19 protein-coding genes are annotated in these 17,451 nt (G+C 67.1%); 2 read left to right on the forward strand and 17 right to left on the reverse strand.

The window, feature by feature from the left end:
* Nucleotides 1-199 precede the first annotated feature (199 nt).
* The 12 genes from DEIGR_RS17130 to DEIGR_RS17175 all read right to left on the reverse strand — a co-directional run bounded on the left by DEIGR_RS17130 (nt 200) and on the right by DEIGR_RS17175 (nt 6,499).
* Complete coding sequence (locus tag DEIGR_RS17130; RefSeq protein ID WP_153013905.1) at nt 200-487, reverse strand: hypothetical protein; 288 nt, start codon at nt 485-487, stop codon at nt 200-202.
* The gene (locus DEIGR_RS17135) at nt 487-1,308 is read right to left on the reverse strand and encodes a ParB/RepB/Spo0J family partition protein (protein ID WP_058979400.1); all 822 of its coding nucleotides are present in this window, start codon (nt 1,306-1,308) and stop codon (nt 487-489) included. The genes DEIGR_RS17130 and DEIGR_RS17135 overlap by 1 nt, the downstream gene beginning before the upstream one ends.
* A gap of 132 nt (nt 1,309-1,440) precedes the next feature.
* Nucleotides 1,441-2,121 carry a hypothetical protein gene (locus DEIGR_RS17140; protein ID WP_058979402.1) on the reverse strand — a complete coding sequence of 227 codons (681 nt, stop codon included), beginning with the start codon at nt 2,119-2,121 and terminating at the stop codon, nt 1,441-1,443.
* Between the two features lie 37 nt (nt 2,122-2,158).
* Entirely contained in the window at nt 2,159-2,482 is a 324-nt protein-coding gene (locus tag DEIGR_RS17145; RefSeq protein WP_153013906.1) for a hypothetical protein, read from the reverse strand.
* A gap of 820 nt (nt 2,483-3,302) precedes the next feature.
* Nucleotides 3,303-3,731 (reverse strand): hypothetical protein, encoded by a 429-nt coding sequence (locus tag DEIGR_RS17150; protein WP_058979406.1) that lies wholly within the window; start codon nt 3,729-3,731, stop codon nt 3,303-3,305.
* Nucleotides 3,732-3,771: 40 nt separating this feature from the next.
* Nucleotides 3,772-4,206, reverse strand: a complete 435-nt coding sequence (locus DEIGR_RS17155; RefSeq protein ID WP_058979409.1) for a DUF4326 domain-containing protein — start codon at nt 4,204-4,206, stop codon at nt 3,772-3,774.
* 40 nt (nt 4,207-4,246) lie between these two features.
* A complete protein-coding gene (locus tag DEIGR_RS17160) occupies nt 4,247-4,939 on the reverse strand; it encodes a hypothetical protein (protein WP_058979412.1) in 693 nt (230 codons plus the stop codon).
* 84 nt (nt 4,940-5,023) lie between these two features.
* Entirely contained in the window at nt 5,024-5,167 is a 144-nt protein-coding gene (locus DEIGR_RS20935) for a hypothetical protein (RefSeq protein WP_160329955.1), read from the reverse strand.
* Nucleotides 5,154-5,765, reverse strand: coding sequence for a hypothetical protein (locus tag DEIGR_RS17165; protein ID WP_058979413.1), 612 nt, complete (start codon nt 5,763-5,765; stop codon nt 5,154-5,156). The genes DEIGR_RS20935 and DEIGR_RS17165 overlap by 14 nt, the downstream gene beginning before the upstream one ends.
* A 77-nt stretch (nt 5,766-5,842) precedes the next feature.
* On the reverse strand, nt 5,843-6,037 hold the full coding sequence (locus DEIGR_RS17170; protein WP_153013907.1) for a hypothetical protein: 195 nt from the start codon (nt 6,035-6,037) through the stop codon (nt 5,843-5,845).
* A complete protein-coding gene (locus tag DEIGR_RS20940; RefSeq protein WP_160329956.1) occupies nt 6,034-6,171 on the reverse strand; it encodes a hypothetical protein in 138 nt (45 codons plus the stop codon). The genes DEIGR_RS17170 and DEIGR_RS20940 overlap by 4 nt, the downstream gene beginning before the upstream one ends.
* Nucleotides 6,172-6,208: 37 nt before the next feature.
* A complete protein-coding gene (locus DEIGR_RS17175; protein WP_058979417.1) occupies nt 6,209-6,499 on the reverse strand; it encodes a hypothetical protein in 291 nt (96 codons plus the stop codon).
* Nucleotides 6,500-7,408: 909 nt separating this feature from the next.
* Here DEIGR_RS17175 and DEIGR_RS20525 point away from each other — a divergent pair.
* On the forward strand, nt 7,409-7,909 hold the full coding sequence (locus DEIGR_RS20525; RefSeq protein ID WP_153013908.1) for a hypothetical protein: 501 nt from the start codon (nt 7,409-7,411) through the stop codon (nt 7,907-7,909).
* 107 nt (nt 7,910-8,016) lie between these two features.
* Nucleotides 8,017-8,508 carry a hypothetical protein gene (locus DEIGR_RS17185; RefSeq protein WP_058979421.1) on the forward strand — a complete coding sequence of 164 codons (492 nt, stop codon included), beginning with the start codon at nt 8,017-8,019 and terminating at the stop codon, nt 8,506-8,508.
* 62 nt (nt 8,509-8,570) lie between these two features.
* Here DEIGR_RS17185 and DEIGR_RS17190 read toward each other — a convergent pair whose 3' ends face one another.
* From DEIGR_RS17190 to DEIGR_RS17220, 5 genes are all read right to left on the reverse strand, one after another.
* Nucleotides 8,571-9,593 carry a hypothetical protein gene (locus tag DEIGR_RS17190; RefSeq protein ID WP_058979423.1) on the reverse strand — a complete coding sequence of 341 codons (1,023 nt, stop codon included), beginning with the start codon at nt 9,591-9,593 and terminating at the stop codon, nt 8,571-8,573.
* A 2-nt stretch (nt 9,594-9,595) separates the two neighbouring features.
* Nucleotides 9,596-9,991, reverse strand: coding sequence for a hypothetical protein (locus DEIGR_RS17195; RefSeq protein WP_058979425.1), 396 nt, complete (start codon nt 9,989-9,991; stop codon nt 9,596-9,598).
* Nucleotides 9,992-9,996: 5 nt separating this feature from the next.
* Nucleotides 9,997-10,503 carry a hypothetical protein gene (locus DEIGR_RS17200; protein ID WP_058979428.1) on the reverse strand — a complete coding sequence of 169 codons (507 nt, stop codon included), beginning with the start codon at nt 10,501-10,503 and terminating at the stop codon, nt 9,997-9,999.
* Between the two features lie 39 nt (nt 10,504-10,542).
* Nucleotides 10,543-13,197, reverse strand: coding sequence for a type IV secretory system conjugative DNA transfer family protein (locus DEIGR_RS17205; protein ID WP_083524266.1), 2,655 nt, complete (start codon nt 13,195-13,197; stop codon nt 10,543-10,545).
* Between the two features lie 3,192 nt (nt 13,198-16,389).
* Nucleotides 16,390-17,418 (reverse strand): hypothetical protein, encoded by a 1,029-nt coding sequence (locus tag DEIGR_RS17220; RefSeq protein ID WP_058979437.1) that lies wholly within the window; start codon nt 17,416-17,418, stop codon nt 16,390-16,392.
* Nucleotides 17,419-17,451: the final 33 nt, after the last annotated feature.

Raw genomic sequence — 17,451 nt, forward strand, 5'->3', positions numbered from 1 at the left:
CGCCAGGTCGTCAGCCGGGCGCTGGAGGTCCGGCCGCGCGGGGGGAGCTGCCCCGGCCGCCTTCCGCTGAAGCTGGTGGACACGCTCGGTCATGACGGGCACGCTAGCGCACAACTGACCGCGAGGTGAACTCATCTGCCGTCTATTGGCGTCGGTCTTGCTTCGGTGTCACGGGCTGCGTGGTATGCATGCAGCGATCTCAGAGGTCGAGCGAGACGTACCCCGGACCATGCCGGGCCGTCACCGCGTCGTGGAGTTCGGGCATCTCCTCCGGCCGGAGGGCCATGAGCGTCCGGCCCTGCGCATCGAACGCGGCGAGCGTGACGTCGAGCACCGGACGGCGGTGGCGGCCGTGAGTGGTCAGCCGCTCGTGCCGCACGACTCGCGTCGCGGTGGGGTACATGCGGCGCACGGCCGGGTAGAGGGACTCGTGCAGGGTGCCTTGCCGTGTCCGGGGCTTCCGTTTCGTGCGTGGTGTGGGGGCCATCAGTGCACCACGGCGCGGTGGACGTGCGCCGCCTGCACGGGGGTCACGGGCGGCACCGACCCGGTGAGGACCTGCGTCAGGGCCTGCACGCTCACGCCCCGCCGTTCGCACAGCGCCCGGACTTCCTCGGCGAGGATCGTCTCTGGGGGCAGCAGCGTGGGTGGGGGTGGTGCCGCGGCCATGAGGCGAGCCCCGAGGCTGCTGGCACGGGCCACGGTGACCACCTTCAGCTGCGCAGCCGTGAACGGCTTGCCCGCCTGGGCCGCCTCCCGGATCTCCCGCACGGCCCGCTCGGCGTGCACGCCCCGGAGTTTCGCGGCGCGCTCGGCGACACTCAGGCTCAGGGTGCGCGTCCCGATCAGGTCCAGGACGTCGCCCGGCAGACTGAGCAGGGACAGGCGGGCGCGGATGACTTGCACGGGAACGCCGGTGTTCGCGGCGATGCCCGCCTCAGTCAGGGTCTGCGTGAGCGTGCCGTACAGGCGGGCTTCCTCCACGGGGTTGGCACTGCGGTTGTGCACTCCGGCGACCACCAGGGCCCACTGCGCCTCGGTCAGTCCGGCGTACACGTCCGCCTGCACGTGCGTCCAGCCGATCGACCGGGCGGCCGCGACGCGGCGATTCCCATCCCGGATGCGGTACTCGCCGCTGGGCAGGGATTCCAGCACGATGGGTTGGAGTTGCCCGGTGCAGCGCAGCGCGCCCTTGAGGTGGTTGCTGGCGCCGTGCGTGTCCTCGGTGAGGTCGTCGAGGGGCACGGCGGTACTGAAGGGCGTGGGCACGGTCACGTTGAGCAGGGGTGGGGGGGCATCGGTCGGCATACGAATGTCATGGCCCCCGGGTGTCCGGGGGCCACCACTGCCGGAAGAGGTGGACCGCGCACCGTGCGTGGCCCGGCGTGAGCGGGAGCGGGTATCTCGCACTGGGCGTCCGGCGTGCGCCACCCCGGTCTGTTATTCCTGTGCGACGAAGACCGGGAGGCCGCTCTGTCCCGCCCGCTTCTCCCGGTCGGCCTGGACGGTGGGGTCGGGGTGCTGGATGACGGTGAGGGCCGTGATGGGCACGACCATGAACACGCCGAGCGCGTAGTCCGGGGCAGGGGAGAGGGGTGCCTTGACGGGGTAGGTGCCGTCCGCCAGTCGGCGCTGGCCGGGCCCGGCGTTCGGCGCGACGTGCCAGCCCAGACCGATGCAGCCCTCCTGCGCCGTGTGCCCCTTCCCGCATGGGCAGGCGAAGCCGTCGGGGGTGGCCAGCGTGCTCGCGTTCGTGACGACGGCCCGGGGGTGCAGGAGGTACAGGCAACTCTGGGCGGTGAGATCCCCCAGGGGCGCGGTGCGACTGACCTTTCGACTGACGCCTTTGCGGCGCGCTTCCTCGATGAAGTCCGCCATCTCCGGGTAGGAGTCCGCACCCACCCAGTCCAGGACATGCGTGACACCGTGCTCGTCCGTGAAGGTGCTGATACCGATGGCACTGACGCCCATCTCAACCGGGTCGACCTCAAGGGGCAGGTCCATCAGGCGGTCCTCGATGGGCGAGCCGCCCTTCATCAGGCCGCACTCCAGGTACAGTTCCCCGGCGGTGCGTCCACTGCCGCACAGTCGGCGACCTCCAGCTGCTTGAATGCCGTTCATGCGGGCGAGGTGGCCCCCGGGGTCGGGGGCCAGGGCTTCAGTCGTCCGTTTCGGGGATCGCCTGCCAGTCGTACGCGTGGCGAGGGTACGTGTCCAGGTGGGCGATGGCCGCCGCGAGAAACGCACCTCGGCAGTCGAGGGGAACGCACGTCCGGAACTCGAAGTGGAAACCCTGGAAGGTGATGGTGCCCTCTGGCGTGGCGTCGATGCTGAGGCGTGGCCAGACACCCTGCGCCGTGGCATCTCGTGGGTGCATCTCGGTCCACATCAGGCCGAACTGCTCGGCCAGCGCCTCTATCGCGTCGTCATAACTCTCGCGCAGGCGGTCCAGCTGCGCACTCAGTGTTTCGTCCCCGGTCATGCAGACGAGGTGGCCCCCGAGGGAGGGGGCCAGCACTCCAAGGGCAGGCTGCCGAATCACCCAGCGCGTCACGAGGGTCGTGCCACGAGCCGGATGGTCTGGTCGGTAGGGCGACCCAGCAGCTCGCCGTGCATCCAGATCCAACGCACCTCGCCCGGGCTCCCCGCGTCCGCTTCGAGCAGAGCCCGGATGTCTGAGGGGAAGGTCCGGCGCGTCAGCAGTTCACTGGACGTGCCCCGAGAGGGAGGTGGACGTGCAGAAGGGGGGAGAGGAGCTGGGCGCGCCCGAACGATGCGTGCCGCTCACCCCGGACGTCCCACGCCTGAGTGGGGGTGAGCACGAAGGGTGTGCTGCCTTCCGCCCGTTCGAATTGGCCGAGGTCCCAGGCACTCGTCCCGGCATACCCAGCAGCGCGGGCGGCTTGCAAGGCGGTCGTGACACTGGGGGCGTAGACCGCGCATTGCCAGGTGTTCGGGCCATCGGGACCATCGGCGACGAGATCGAATCGGCTGAGCATGGGAGGGACGTGGCCTGCGGGCGCAGGCCAGGACTGGAGCGGTGAGCGGGGGTCTCGCACTGGGCGTTCGGCGTGCGCCACCCCGGTCCCTTCCCCTTCCGCGTGATGGAGGAGTGGGGCGATCCAGAGGGTTTACGACTGTCGGTGGTGGATTGCCGCCTTCGCGCGCAGGCCGCTTGCGGACTGCGTGCAGCCACCCCCTGGCGCGTTCCGGGTCTGGCGTTGCCGGGCTGCGGTGGGCGCGCCGTGCGCCCGCCGCCGTCCCCGCCCATGCCCCGCCGAACACTGGAGTACTGGTGCAGCTCAGGGTTCGCCGGTCAAGTACGCACTGAGCGGGGTGAGCAGCGCGCCGCGGATGGGAGCGATCACGTCCTCCCAGTCGCGGGGCGTGGCGGCCGCCTGCAGCTGGTCGGTGAGGTCGTCGGCGGCCTGATCGGTTGGGGTGACGATGGTCACGCCGAGCACCTCGTACCCGCGTGGGGCTTGGTCGTGCAGGTGGATGATCCACACGGCCCAGCCCTTCTGGGCGGCGCGGCGGACATCGGCGGTGAACAGGCGGGCGGGGGCGCGGATGACCTGCCGGTCCTCGCGGGTCAGCAGGGCGAGGTCGAGGAAGCCGTTGCCGTCGGCGCGACCGAGGCGGTGCCCGTTGGGGGTGCAGTACTCGGCCGCTTCGAAGGCCGTTACCTCGAACGTGTCTTCAGGGGCGAGGGTCAGGGTGTACGGGTCCATGCCCGGCGCGTGGCTCCGGCCGTGCCGGGGCCAGATCTGTTCAGGCGGGGCGGGGGAGCGTCTGCGCGTAGCCGAGGATGGCCGCGCGGATGTGCTCAGCGTGGCAGGGTCTGGGTGTGCACCAGCACTGGAGGTGCACGGGTCCCTGCGTGGCGAGGGCGGCGAGTCGCAGCACGGCACGGCGTTGTGGGGTATCCGTCCGGCACTGCTCCCGCAGGACGTGCAGGTACAGCGCGGCTGCCTCTCCCTGCTCGAAGCCGAGGCGGTGCAGCGCCCGCTGTGCCTGCTCGCGTTCGGTGCCCGTGAGGTGCGCCGCGTGGATCAGGTGACTCGTCCACGCGGCGGCCTCACTCGTCCAGCGGCTCCGTCCGATGACGGGCAGGGGGTTGCCGAGGACGCTGCCCCGGCCTCGTCCGACGTACTCCGTGTGTCCAGTGTCGTGGGAATCGCCGAGGCGGCCGACGGTGATGATCATGACGCCAGTCTGGCCCCACGCGGGTGGGGCCAGGGCTGGTTCAGACGTACGGGGCGCGGCCGTGCGGCCAACCCTCACCCGTCTCCAGGGTGAGGGCCTGCGAGAGCAGGAGCACGGTACGGGTGGCCGCGTGTCCCGGGTCATACCAGCAGCCGTATGGGTACGGGTGATCGTGCCCGGTCGCGTCGAGCGCCGCGCGGGAGACGTAGAAGGCGAGCGTCTCCGGGTCAGTAATGCTGGGCGTGACGTTCAGGGTCCGCCAATCGAGCAGGCGTGCCTGCTTCTCGTTACTGCCCGGCCCGACCGGAACAGGGGCAGGGAGCAGGGTGTGCAGGAGGGGATTCCAGGTGTTCACGGTGGCGAACAGGACGCCGCTCGTGGGTTCGAACAGGTGGCCGCTGGCGAGGACCGTGTCATCCCGAGCACGCAGGGAGATCTCGTGTCCACCGTGCACGCAGAGGAACCAGTCACCGCTCGCGGCGGGAGACTGTTGGAGGAAACGCGTGGCGAGTGGGGGGCCGAGCAGAGGGGCAAGGCAGCGGTCCAGTTCCTCCGGGAGGAGGGCAGCCGCGTCCACGGTGACCCGGTCACCCTGGAGGGTGCCAAGGACGCGACCCGTCTCCGCGTCGAGGATCTGCCACGCGTCCTCCATGGCCCGGAGGGCGGCTTTCGCAGTGAGGCCGAGCAGGGTGAGGCAGGTCGTGGCGTGCAGGATGAGGTTGGGTGGGCTCATACGCGCGGCCTGGCCCGCGGTGCGCGGGCCACGACTGGCGGAGCAGGAATCAAGGGAGGGAGACGCGTGGCCCCCCCTCACCGGTCACGTCCGGCGTAACTGATTCAGGCGCGTGTTGGCGTGCTGCTCGTCCATCCACGTGGCGCGCCGACCGTCGGGGTGACGGCCGGTGGCCATGAGGCGCAGCAGGGCCTGCACCTCCTGCTCGCGGGCATCAGTCCGCGGCATTGGCCACCACCTGGGCGTTCAGGGTGACGACTTCCATCACGTCGAACGCACGTGCACCGACCGCCGTGTCTACCCGGTCGCGGCGGAGGATGCAGGTGAGGGTGAGTTCCGCCGCGGCGCGTCGGGCGCCCAGGGTGGGGGCGAGGGCGCGCCAGGCTTCGCAGTTGAAGTAATGCGTGTGCCCCTTCCGGTCACGCACGCCCACGCGCGCTTCAGTGACGCCGATGGGTTTACGCACAGGGTCGCGGGTGAGGAACGCGGCGAAGCGGAACTCGTTCACGGCCTGCAGGAGGAAGGGCGTGGACCCCTTGCGCGTGATCGGCCCGGCGTGGGGGGTGAGGGTCACGCCGAGCAGACTCACGGCACTGGCTTTCTGCCCGTCGCGGCCCTGGAAGACCTGTTGGGTGGCCATGCAGGTGACGCGCGCGACGCTGCCCTCAGCGGGCAGGGTGGCCAGTTTGCGGGGGCCGGTGAAGGTCACCGTGTGAATCCAGGTGACGCCCCGGTGCCCGTTGTCGGTGATCCCGGCGAGCTTCACGGTGGTCTGCGTGTCGGTGGTCGTGGCATTCAGAACGACGCCGGTCAGGGTGCCTTGCATGACGGCCGCGTGGCCCGCGGTGCGCGGGCCAGGACTGGACGGCAGGCGGTCCGGGCAGGGTGAATGCCGGGCCCTGTTCAGGTACGGATGATCACGCCCACCGGAGTCACCCGGGGCTCGGCGAGCTGGGCGTGATGCAAGGCGTCCTGGGCCAGGGTGCGAGCGGCGAGGCCCGCCCGGTAGTCGTCCGGGCAGGCGAGCGCCGTGCGTTGATGCTCCAGGGCCGCCTGCAGGAGGGAGCGGGCGAGCTGCTCATGCTCGCGGGGACTCATGGGGTACCGGACCATGCGGGGGTGCTCGCCTGGATGGTCGAGGACACGGTGAGAGACAGGAAGGCGAAGCCACCTGCCCAGCTGGTGACGATGACGGTGAGGGTGATCGCGCGGAGGTTCAGGCGTCGGTTCATGCAAGCCGCGTGGCCCGCGGTGCGCGGGCCAGGACTGTTAGAGGCGGCCGAGGTCGCGGACCTCATTCGGCACCGGACCGAGCGCGATGATGGCTGCCGTCAGCTCCGGCAGGGGGCGACCGGCGAGGCGGGTCACGTCCGCCGTGAGGTCCGCGATGGAGTACGAGAAGCGGCCGCCCGGGTGGTGGAAGAGGGACTCGAACACCGGGTCCTCCTGCCCTTCCCGGTACACGTCCAGGAAGTGGATGTTGAGAGGCGGATCGAAGCCCGCGTCGAACGAGAGGGTGGTGCCGTCGGGCAGTTGAGTGCTGGCGAGGACTTTCGACATGCGCCCGGCTGGGCCCGCGTGAGCGGGCCACCGCTGTGCTCCGGCTCCGTTTGAGTGCCCGCAACCCGGCCTGGGCTGCACGGTTCGACAGGCGCTGAGGCATGGGCCGGTGGCGCGAAGAGGCGGTGACTCACGACACACTCAGAAAAGTCAGATGTGATGCTGTAAAAAACGAATCACACCACAAAATCAATCACAATAGAATCCCCAATTTGAAACGATGCCGATGTAACGGTTTCCCCCTCACCACCAGGGAAAAAACGGCACTTCGACCGGGGGGTCCGAAACATCCCAGATGGGACGCTTATGTAACGCCCTTTTTCGACCAAATGAAACCCGCATCACACATGAAGATGCCTCATCAAACATGTGAAAAACGCCGCAGAAACAGCCTCCGACACATCAGAATTATCCCTGTTGGTCGCTTCACCACCACTTCGTCCTGCGCGGATCAATCCACCGCGCATATCGCGTACTCGCTGTGCGCGGTCATTCATGACCGACGTTGCGCGGCGTGTACACGGCGTGCCAAGTCATCGAGCGCGCCATGTACTAGGTGTACCAGGTCATTCGATGACCCGTTCAATGGCCCACTTGGCACACTGTGTACAAGGCGTGCTCAGTTATGAACAATCCATTGAGCACACCGTGTACTAGGTGTGCTGGCTCGTCAATGACCCACTAGGCAAAGCGTGAACTCAGTGTGCAAAGTCGGTCGTGTGCCACTTGACTTCTCCCGAGTGCTCACCGAACCCGTCACCCCCAGGGCATCTACGGTGCAGTCATGACTTCACTCAATCAGAACAGCTCATCTGATGACATGATCCTTACCAGCCTGACTCAGCACCTCCACTGTGACTGCCACGATGCGATCAACCTCGTCACCCCCAGGACAGCTACGGTGCAGTCATGACTTCACAAGATCAGAACAGCCCATCCGATTACGCCACCGTCGCCGAACTGGCCCAGCACCTCCGCCTCAGCCGTCGAGGTGCGCACAATCTCCTGAGTTCTTGCGCCTCCTACCTCGGCATCACCATCTATGCTGCCGATCGGAATCAGTTTCAAATTACGCGTGAGGACTTCCAACGAGTTGTCGAACTCGCTCAAGTGCTGCGTACTGTTGGATTGACCCTCCGACAGGTCGAGACGATTCGTTCGTGCACTGATCCCCGCCTGTGGGCACTGCTCGACCGCACTGAAACGCAGTCCCCGCAAGACTCCCTCAAGAAGAGGGAAGAGCTTGTCTCCCGTCTCGAAGTCAGCTTGACGGACTTTATCCAGAAGCAGGAGACCGTCATGAAGCAGCAGCTTGACCTCCTTCATCACGTCGTCAGTCTGCTGCCGGCTGCTCCAGCACCGACACCTACCCCGGTTCCCGCTGCTGTTCGCCGTGAGCCGCGCGAGTGACCGGACAGGCCGGTCCTCGCCGCCGCTGGACACGCCCGGCCCTCGTGCTGATCTTCGTCAGGTTCCCACTCTGGAGTGCTTCATTCTGGCGAACCACCACCCGCGCCATGGACGCCCGGAACGAGCGTGAGGCCTGCCTCGCCTTCATTCACGCCCGCCCCGGCTGGACTACCGCCACTGACCTCGAGCGGCGTCTCGACGATCTCCAACTCACCGCAGATGCAGAGTTCAGTCAGGACCTCCAGGTCGCTCAGGCACAGCTCGCGGCGCATGCTGCACCGGCCGGACACGTACGCCTGTACGGCCTCCCGGCTCACGCGACCCAGCACTGGTGGTTTGGTCGGGCACAGCTTCCCGGCCGGGCCTTCACGCTGCGGGCGCCGGACTTCCAGCGCGTGCCGGGCCTGAGTGTTCTCGTGCTGGATCTGCCGTGGAAGGGCGGTGTGTTCCTGCCGGTGGAACTGATGACCCCCTGCGGGACGTACCACCAGACCGTCACGTTGCTCCTCCGGACAGACGATGTGGGCAGTGTGCGGATCAGGACGCAGAAGGGCCGCGTGCAGGTCAGCGAGCAGGTGATTCCCGTCACCCGTCCGTGATGCGCCCCACACAAGAGAAGGGGGGGAAGCACTGGCTTCCCCCCCTCTTCCTGCCCTTCCTGTCACCCAGTCAAAGCCTGTTCGCGGTGCCCCCAGCGACTGCCCTGCGCCACGCTCACCTGCACGCCGGGCGGTAACCGGTCGTGGGCTACCTCGTCAAAACATTCCTCCAGGTTCTCGAAGATGACGTACTCCCCGCGGCCGCGCACGAGGATGCCGAGGGACGCGACGGGCGGCCCTGTGACGCCCTCCTCGTTCCGTTGAATGAGGGGCCAGAGGGTCCGTTCATCCTTCTCCTGGTACGCACTCCGGAGGCTACCGGCGTGCCAGGTCATGACTGCTCGCGCACCCCGAGACCGGGCGTACGCAATCGCGCGGGCATCCCCCGGGCTGCTGACCTCGTCCACCACCATCCACCGCGGCTGGAAGTTCTTCACCGTCTGATTGAGCTTCTCGAACTGCAAGGTCGGGTCCCCGATCGGCACGCGACTCACCCAGTCCGTGATCGGGTGAGGCTGAAAGCCGTCCCCCAGAATCTCATTCGAGGAGTCGTTCACGAACAGTCGCCCGGCCAGCCGCTCGCCCAGAATCCGGATGCAATCCCGCAGCAGCGCCGTCTTCCCACTCCCAGGAAGTCCCATGATCACCAGGCCATCCTGCGCGACCGACAGCCACTCCCGAAGCGGCTCAGCCAGACCCACGAAGGCCTTCGCCACGCGGACGGTCACGAGGCTCGTGTGCCCCATCGTGTCCAGTCGACCGAAGCGGTGCAGGGTGCCCTCCAGCCCCAGGCGTCCGTCCGCGCGCCACTGCCCCACGGAGTCCAGCACCTTCATGTCATCCAGGGTCAGTTCGATCGGGTAGATGACATGCGCGTGCTGGTACAGGACTTCCACGGGCCCGAACGCCTGCATGCGAATCTCCTCGACCTCCCGGATGCGGGACTCGACGAGCACCTGCACCCGGCCGGGCAACATGCGCAGCAGATGATCGAATTCACCGGCCGTGCTGACGTCGAACACCGGTTGTGGGGGCAGCGTGACCCGCCGTGTCACGCGGGCAATGCCTGGGATATCCGCGTGCATGGTCAGGCCTCGCCGATGGTGACGGTGCCCCGTTTGAGCTGCGAGCTGGACCGGGCCGTGAGGGTGAGCGCCACGATGCCGAGGCCCAGCATGCAGCCGGTCATGCCAGCGGCGAACCACCAGACGGCCCAGATCACGGTGGCGATGATGAGGAGGAGTTCGTAGCGGAAGGGAAGTGCGCTGAGTAGTCGGTCCATGATGGTTTCGTCCTCTGTGCCCCGTTTGTACTGACTGAGATTGCGGGCATGCAGGAGCACGAGCATGACCGAGAAAGCGCCGACGAACCCTGGAAGGCCCGCGAACATGGGCCAGAACAGCAGGCCGATGAACGTGACCCCGAGGAGGAGTTCGTAGCGGTACGTGATCCGTTGGAGCAGACGGTCAATGGTTGGTTCCATACCCCTCACCGTGCAGGACGTGGGGGTGACGGCCGTGTCGGCTGGTCGTACCGGAGCTTCAGCAGATCCACTCGCGGGGTAGGACCAGCCGCTGTGACCTGCGTCGCCCAGAGGTTCAACCGGGAGAGCGTGCCGGCATCCCTGGTGATCGCCACCGGTGCCGTGAGGTCGGCATCCAGTGCGGCACCCGAAGCCAGCCACGCCCCGTCCACGAGGATCCAGGGTGTCGTGATCGCCCCAGGGTAGAGGTACGTGTTGATGCCACTGGGCCCGTGCGAGACGTTCAGCAGGTACCCGCCGCGCTTCACGGTGGCCCGCTCAGTAATGAGGAACACGCGGGTGCCCCGGGCGGCCGTCACCTTCAGTGCAGCAGCAACGGCCTCGTTCATGACACGGGGGAGAACGGCGACCACCTCCCGTCGGGCACCCTGAATGGACTTGGCCACATCGGCAGCGCTCTGCGCCTCCACGGAGGACGCGCAGAGCATCAAGAGACAGAGAATTCGGCGCATGTCGCGAGCGTGACATGCGCCGGGGTGACGGCCGTACGGTCAGCGTGCGTCGGGTGATTGGCCCACGACACTGTTCACGAGCTCCGCCTTCGATTGCCGCTTCTGCTCCTTCCGGGACAGCCTGCCCTCCCCAGTCGGTTCAGCTTCTGCGGCCCGCGCCTGACGGACGGCGGCCGCCGTCGCAGCGAGTGATTGCACGGGGATCTGGTTGTGGTCCCGACTGCCGATCCGCTTCTGGGGGAACCGAAGGACGCCCTCACCCCTGAAGATCTCCCGCGTGCGGGTCATGGTGCAGAGCAGGGTCCCGTCGATCACCTGAGCGGCAGGCTCGGTCGGCGTGGTGGGGGGGTCGGTGCTCGCGCACTGGGCCTCATACGCCGCACGTTCGGGCGTACCGCTGATGCTCAGGGCATTATCCCGCAGCCACCGGTAGACCGCGTAGGCGTCCGGATAGTCCGCCAGATCGGCTTTCAGGTCCTCGGGGAGGGCGGCCTGTGCCTTCTTGGTCAGGCGGGCGTGAGAGGCCGTCCGGGTGCGCTCGAGGAGTCCACCAATCACCAGGCGCGTCACGGCATTCGTGCCATTGACAGGGTCCGCTTCCGCATCTACACGCACCGTGATCACCCGCTCTGGCAGTTGCAGTTCGATCTCGATGAGTTCAGTCATGCATGCCCGGAGCCACTGCACCACTTCAGTGACCGACAGATTGGCGGCACTCCCCGTCGCGCCCTGAGCTTGCGGTGCCGCTGACGCGGACGCAACACCCTGGGTGCTCTGCTGGGATGATGCACTGGTGGCATCTGAGAGCGCACCATCCTGAATGATCCGGGCCGTGTACGCCACCAGGCCGCCCGGGCAACGCGTGATGGTCTCCTGGTAGAACCCGTGCAGCAGGTTGGGCTTCGACCCTGGCTTGATGCCACTTCCCTCCACGGTCGCCATGGTCATCGGCGCGAGCTGCGTCCTGATCGGCTGGTGACCGTTCACGCGCACCACCGCTTCACCCAGCGTGAATTGAGAGAACTCCTCGTAGGAGAGCAGGTCTCGCTCGACGAGCTTGGCGGACACGGCATTGCTGCCCTCGTGCTCCAGAACGCGGATGGAGCGGCTACCCGTCACCCCGACTTCCGTGGCGGTCGTCTTGCCGATCAGGTCCCGGATCTTCTTCGCGTCATCCCCATTGATGCCGCGCGGGAACACGATCACGCGGGCCACCACGTTCGTCGTGATGGCCTTCCAGTACGCCTCTCCGTACACCAGTTGGCCCTGCGCGTCGTTCTGAATCCCAAGGTGGTGGGAGATGTTGTACGAGCGCAGCGTTCCCAGGGACCGCATCATGTAGTTGATCTTCCCGATGCTGGGCAGCTCGTCCATCATGTACGCCAGGTGCACCCGGAGACGGCCACCCTGCTCCGCCGCCACGCGCATCGCCGCTGCATCCAGCAGGCGTTTGTAGAGTCGGAAGAGCACCTCGCCTGAGCCGTCCATCATGTTCTTCTGGTTGATACCCACCATCACCAGGGACGGCTGACGGAAGCATTCCTCCAGTTGCGTGGTCTCGGTCGGAAGGCCACTCGTCGCCCGGACGACATCCTGGTTGAAGAACACTTTGAGGGCACTGATGATGCCGTTCTTCGTCTCGGCGAAGTTGCTCTCGCCCGCGTCTCGATACCCGGTGAGGATCGCTTTCGCCTGCTCGTCCCTGGCCGTCTCGACCCATTCCATGAGGCGGTCGTCGGGCAGCATGGCGTGTTCCAGGACGTGACCCATGTGGGCCTGGTCACCCATCTCCGTGCGAAGGAGCCACATCAGCGCGGCGATCATGAAGCGCTTCTTGTCGTTGTAGTGCTTCCCGCGCTCCTCCATGAACTCTGGAGGTGGGAACACGGCGTCCGCCACCTCCAGCGCGTCCGAGAAGGAGAAGACGCCCGCGATCAGGTTGACGCGCGCACCATACGGCTCGTACGGAGCGAGGAGGACCGTGCGCCGCTTCCGCGCATGCCAGTACCCGATCGTCTCGTAGAACCCGCTGTCCTTCTGCGGCCACTTCACGTCGAACACCACGCACGTGATGCCCAGGTGGGCGCCCAGGAAGATGTTCGGCTGGAAGAACGATGTCGTCTTGCCGCTCCGGATGCCGCCCCACACCAGGGTGTTCTGGCACCAGTCCTCCAGCGGGATGTACATGGGCGGCAGGTCCTTGGAATCGAACGTGCCGCCCACCTCGCCGCTCTTGAGGTACCCGAGGAATCCGATGAACGGGTCGTTCGTGGAGTCACTGCCGTACATGTACCGCTTCAGGGCCGCCTTGTTTTCCCAACGGGCAAGCCCTGGATCCTTCTGCGGGACCGCCTTGCGACTGGGGAAGAATTTCATCGTGAGGGGGATGGCGATGACGGGCAGCAGGAGGGCCAGCCAGTACCAGGCCATGCCCGCGGAGAACTGCGCGCTGAGCCAGGGGCCACACTTCTCGTCAGTTCCACAGGCGATCAGCAGGGCGGCCATGGCGTCCTCCTTCAACTGGCGGGCCTGCGCAAGGCCAGTGTGCTGGAAGATCAAGGCGGCCGACCGTTGACCGACGTCCAGGGCCTGCATGAGCAGGACGCCCACGGCGAGCATGGTGCTGCTCATGGCCGCAACGGCGACGGGACTCGGCGGGTTCGCCTGCGGCCGCTCCGGTTGAGAGGGCGTCACGGCGCGCTCCGGAGACGCCGCCAGATGGCCGGTACCGTCACGCTGACGGGAGGAGTGAGGTGGGTGATGCGGGGCTGTGCGGGTGACGTGGGGGTGTAGAGCGGGGAGACGCGAACGGCGCCTCCCCGAACTCTCCACGCCGTTTCAAGGGCGTGTGTCATGGTCAATCCTCTTTCTGGTCTGACGTCGAGGGCGGATTCGTCTGTCCGGCGCTGGCAGGGGTGACCTTGGGTGCCGGAGCGGGGGCTGGAGGGGCTGGAGGCGTGGGCGTGCTTGCCGGTGTCGCTGCAGCCGACTGCGGGTTCGGCGTGACTGGAGCAGCCTGGGGTGCAGGTGCAGGTGCAGGCGTCGGTGCCGGTGCAGGACGAGGTGCCGGTGCCGGAGTTGGCCGGGGTGCAGGAGCAGGAGACGCTGCTGTCGGTGCAGTCGGCGCCGTAGGCGTCTCTGCAGGCGTCGATGGGGCCGGGGCAGGAGCTGGACGCGGCGCGGGGGCGGGAGACACTGGTGTCGGTGCAGTCGGCGCAGCCGGAGCCGAGGGGGTCGCGGCAGGCGTCGGTGCGGGTGCAGGGGGAGTGTGACGAGGTGCAGGAGTCGGTGTCGGGGTCGCTGGAGCAGTCGGGGCCTGTGCTGGCGTTGGTGTGGGCGCAGCAGCAGGCGGGGGCGGGGTTTCGCTCGCTGGTGCAGCGGTCGGTCTCGCTTCCGGAGTCGAGGTAGGCGCTGACGGGGCCGATGGCGCCGGGGCCGGGGAAGCGGTCGGCGCTGCCGCAGGCGTGCTCGCCGCTGCCGATTCACGATTGGCCAGTCGTGCCTGGGAAATCTCATTCCGGGACGGCGCACGTGCGGGCGTGGGCGCAGGGGCTGGTGCGGGCGCAGGTGCGGGGCTCGGGCCCAGGGGACTCACGTCCACCCCCGGAATCGCACGCCCGCCACTGGACGCCGCAGACATGGCCCGTCTCGGCACGCCCCCAAGGACCACTGCGGGTCTCGGACCCTGCTCTGCCCGCTGCCGGTTCCGTTCTGCTTCCACATCCAGCGGATTCGGAGCGGGTGGGGGCGCCTGGTTCGGCGTTCCGGAGTACGCCGGTAGGTTCGTTCCTTCTCCCCGGAGCGACTGGCCGTCTTGCGTTGCCTGCCGTGGGGTCACGATGGCGGGTCCCGGACGGGCAGAACCTTCACTGCCGCCCTGGGCTCGCATGGCACTGATGGCCCGGCCGCTCGGGGGGCGGACGTCGTCGGCGTATGCGGTCGCGCCCCGGATGGCTGCCGCCCGGTCCGCCGTCGCGGTCGCCTCAGCCTCCGCAACGGTCACCCTGGGGTGCAGTTCTGCCGCGTCTGCATCACGCGGTCCGAACTGATTGGTACTGTCCGGCCCGCGCCTCGTCTCAACATCCTGGCGGATGGCGCGGATGTCATTCCGCACAGCCCGCGCAGGTCCAGCGACACCCGCTTCCCAGGCCTGGCCAGCCTTCTGCGCGTTGGCCGTTCCACCCCAGGCGGACGCCGCAACCTGCGCCCGAGCCGCCTGGAGGCTCTGACCGGCGGACGCACGCACGGCCTTGGCGCCCGTGCTGAAGGATTCCTGTGCCTGGGCACCCACGGCCGTAGCGACGCCACGCCCGCCCGCGACTGCAGCGCCCGCGCGTCCCTGACCATTCTCGCGGGCACTCCGGAAGGCTGCGTACCCCGCGCCAATCGGCGTGCTCATACTGGGTGCAGTGACCGCTTCAGGCGGAACATTGGGATTGGTGGCAGCCGCGCCCTGAGCGCCTTCCGTGACGGTTTCAGGAGGGACACTGCCGGATGCACTCACCGATCCACTGGGCACACCCGGTGCGGCACTCTCCCCACCAGAGGTGCTCCCTCCAGTGGAGGTCCCGCCACTTCGTTTGCCGAGCATGCCACCCACGGCTTTGGCCTGGACAGCTTTCATGAGCATTTCAGCGCCCATCATCTTCGCGGCGCCGCCCAGGACTTTCGTGAGCGCTCCAGTTTCCACGCCAGAGGACTCACCACCGCCAGAGATCCCGACCAGGGCAGCAAGACCACTCGGTACCCTACGGAGTGCAGATGACGCAATCGAGAGGCCCACGATCAACGCGGCGATCACCAAGATCATCCTGGTGAACATCTCTTTGAGGCTGCTCAAGTCGGATTGAATCGGGAGCATGACCTGCTCGTTGAGCTGGCACCCGATCTCCGTGAAGCTGCACCCCTGATCGATACTCCGCTGGTACTTTTGGAGATTCGCTGCGACCTCACTGTTCATCTTGGTCACCGTTGGCATGAGGCGAGCTGCGGGAATACCCAGGCCCACTGTGGTGACACTGGCCACGCTAATCGGCATGACGACGGCGACCAGCATGGCTGCGAGATATGAGCCACCAACGTAACCGACGGGCTGGAATCGGCCCAGCACCAGGAAAGCAATCGCAACTGGGAGGAGCAGGAGGGACAGTTGCAGGCTGAAGCCCACGGCGTACATGATCCCAGCGAAGATCGCGAACAGCCCGTACAGCAAGAGGAAGCCCACGTTGAACACCCAGCCGTTCCCGGAGAAGGCCTGGGTGATGCCGGCCTGATCCTTCTCCAGCTGCTGGGCGTACAGGCTGTTCACGAGGTTGGGATCCTTCAGGTCCCCCGAAATCTCACCGGCTTTGATCGCGTCCAGCTGCTTGCGGATCTCCGCTGCTTGAGAGCCACGTGCGACGAGCAGGGCGACATTCTTCCCGAGTTCCCGTGTTTGTTCCTGCACACTGGTGGGACCTTCTGTCAGTGCCCTGGTTCCCACGGCAGCTGACATGCTGTACAGGCTGACGAATCCTTCCATGGCACTGGCCTGAATGTCGGGCAGGAGGCCCTTGTTCTCCCGGGCGGGGGACACGAGCAGGCCGATCACGGCGGCGATCATGAAGGGCATGAGCGCCTTCTCCGGCGCCCCACCCATGACTGCGGCGAAAAGCTTCCAGAAGAAGAACGCGGCCGTCAGGGTCAGGCCGACGGTCGCCATGCCAGTCCAGAGGCCCCATCTCGCCCAGAGGTCGATGTTCTGAGCGAAGAGGCAGGGTGCGTTGGGGAGGAACGCACTCAGGGTCACGTCAGCGGTCGACGCGACGGCTGCGGTGGGGCACTCGACGGGGGTGCCTGCGGCGTGCGCCACCCCGGCGAGCAGGACCAGCAGGGGCAGCGCACGACTCACTTGCTGCCGCCCATCAGGCTGCGGATGTCACTGCGCCGTTCATCACTCGGACTGAGCGTCTGCCCGATGCTGTCGGCGAGCATGTCCGTGCGTTTGATCATGGACTTGTACTCTTCCTCCTGGCGGCGCGTGGTCTCCTCGATGAGCTGCCGGTTCCGGGCGGTCCGCTCCCGCTCCTGCTGCTGGAAGTGACTGAGCAGCTGGTCGTTCTGCTCGTTCGTGATGGTCTGGTTCTGGCTGATCGTGGCGAGCTGCTGACTGAGGGCATCGAATCCACCCGCGTTGACGTTCAGTTGCTCGATGGCCATGGTGCCCAGGATCTTCAGGGCGCCCTCGGCACTCAGGGTCGCCTGGAGGTTCGCGGCCTGCCCGGGCGCGCGGCGCGCGGCGTCCGCGGCCACCTGACTGGTGCGGGTCACGAGCTTCATCGAGTCTCGCTGACTGGCCGCCATTTCCCCCGCCTGCCGGATGCGGGTGCGGAGGCCTTTCAGTTCCTCCTCCCGCTGCACGAGGGCGCGGTACCTCGGCATGTCCCGCTGGGACTGGGCCTGGCTGATCTGTGAGCGCACGTCCGCGATCTGCTGGTCTGCTGACGACAGGATGCGCGCGACGCTACCTCGTGGGTCGTTCGGGTCGATGGTGCGGGCGTTCCCATTCAGGGAACTCAGGCCGCCGAACTGCCCGACCAGGCTGTTGATGCTGTTCACGCGATCGGAGAAGTTGCTGTTACTGAACATCTGCCGGACCGTGTTCCGGGCCTCGTTGATCTGCTTGACGTACGCCATCCCGCGGTTCCCGGCGTCGATGATGGGCATGATGGTCGTCTTCATGTCCATGTAGGTATTGACGATCGGTTTGAGCATCTGCGCGAACGGTCCGATGACGGGGACCATCGTGAGCAGATCAATGGCTTTGGAGAGCATGGCGATGGTGGAGTCGACGGTCATCATGACGTTGTTGGCGCCGTCGAGCGCCCCGCTGATGGGGTCGAGGATGTCGTCCTGGGCGAGTGCGGCGCTGGACATGAAAGCCGTGAGCGCCAGTGTTCGGGTCACTGC

Origin of the sequence: Deinococcus grandis (assembly GCF_001485435.1) — a bacterium.
In the GTDB taxonomy this organism is placed as follows: Bacteria; Deinococcota; Deinococci; order Deinococcales; family Deinococcaceae; genus Deinococcus; species Deinococcus grandis.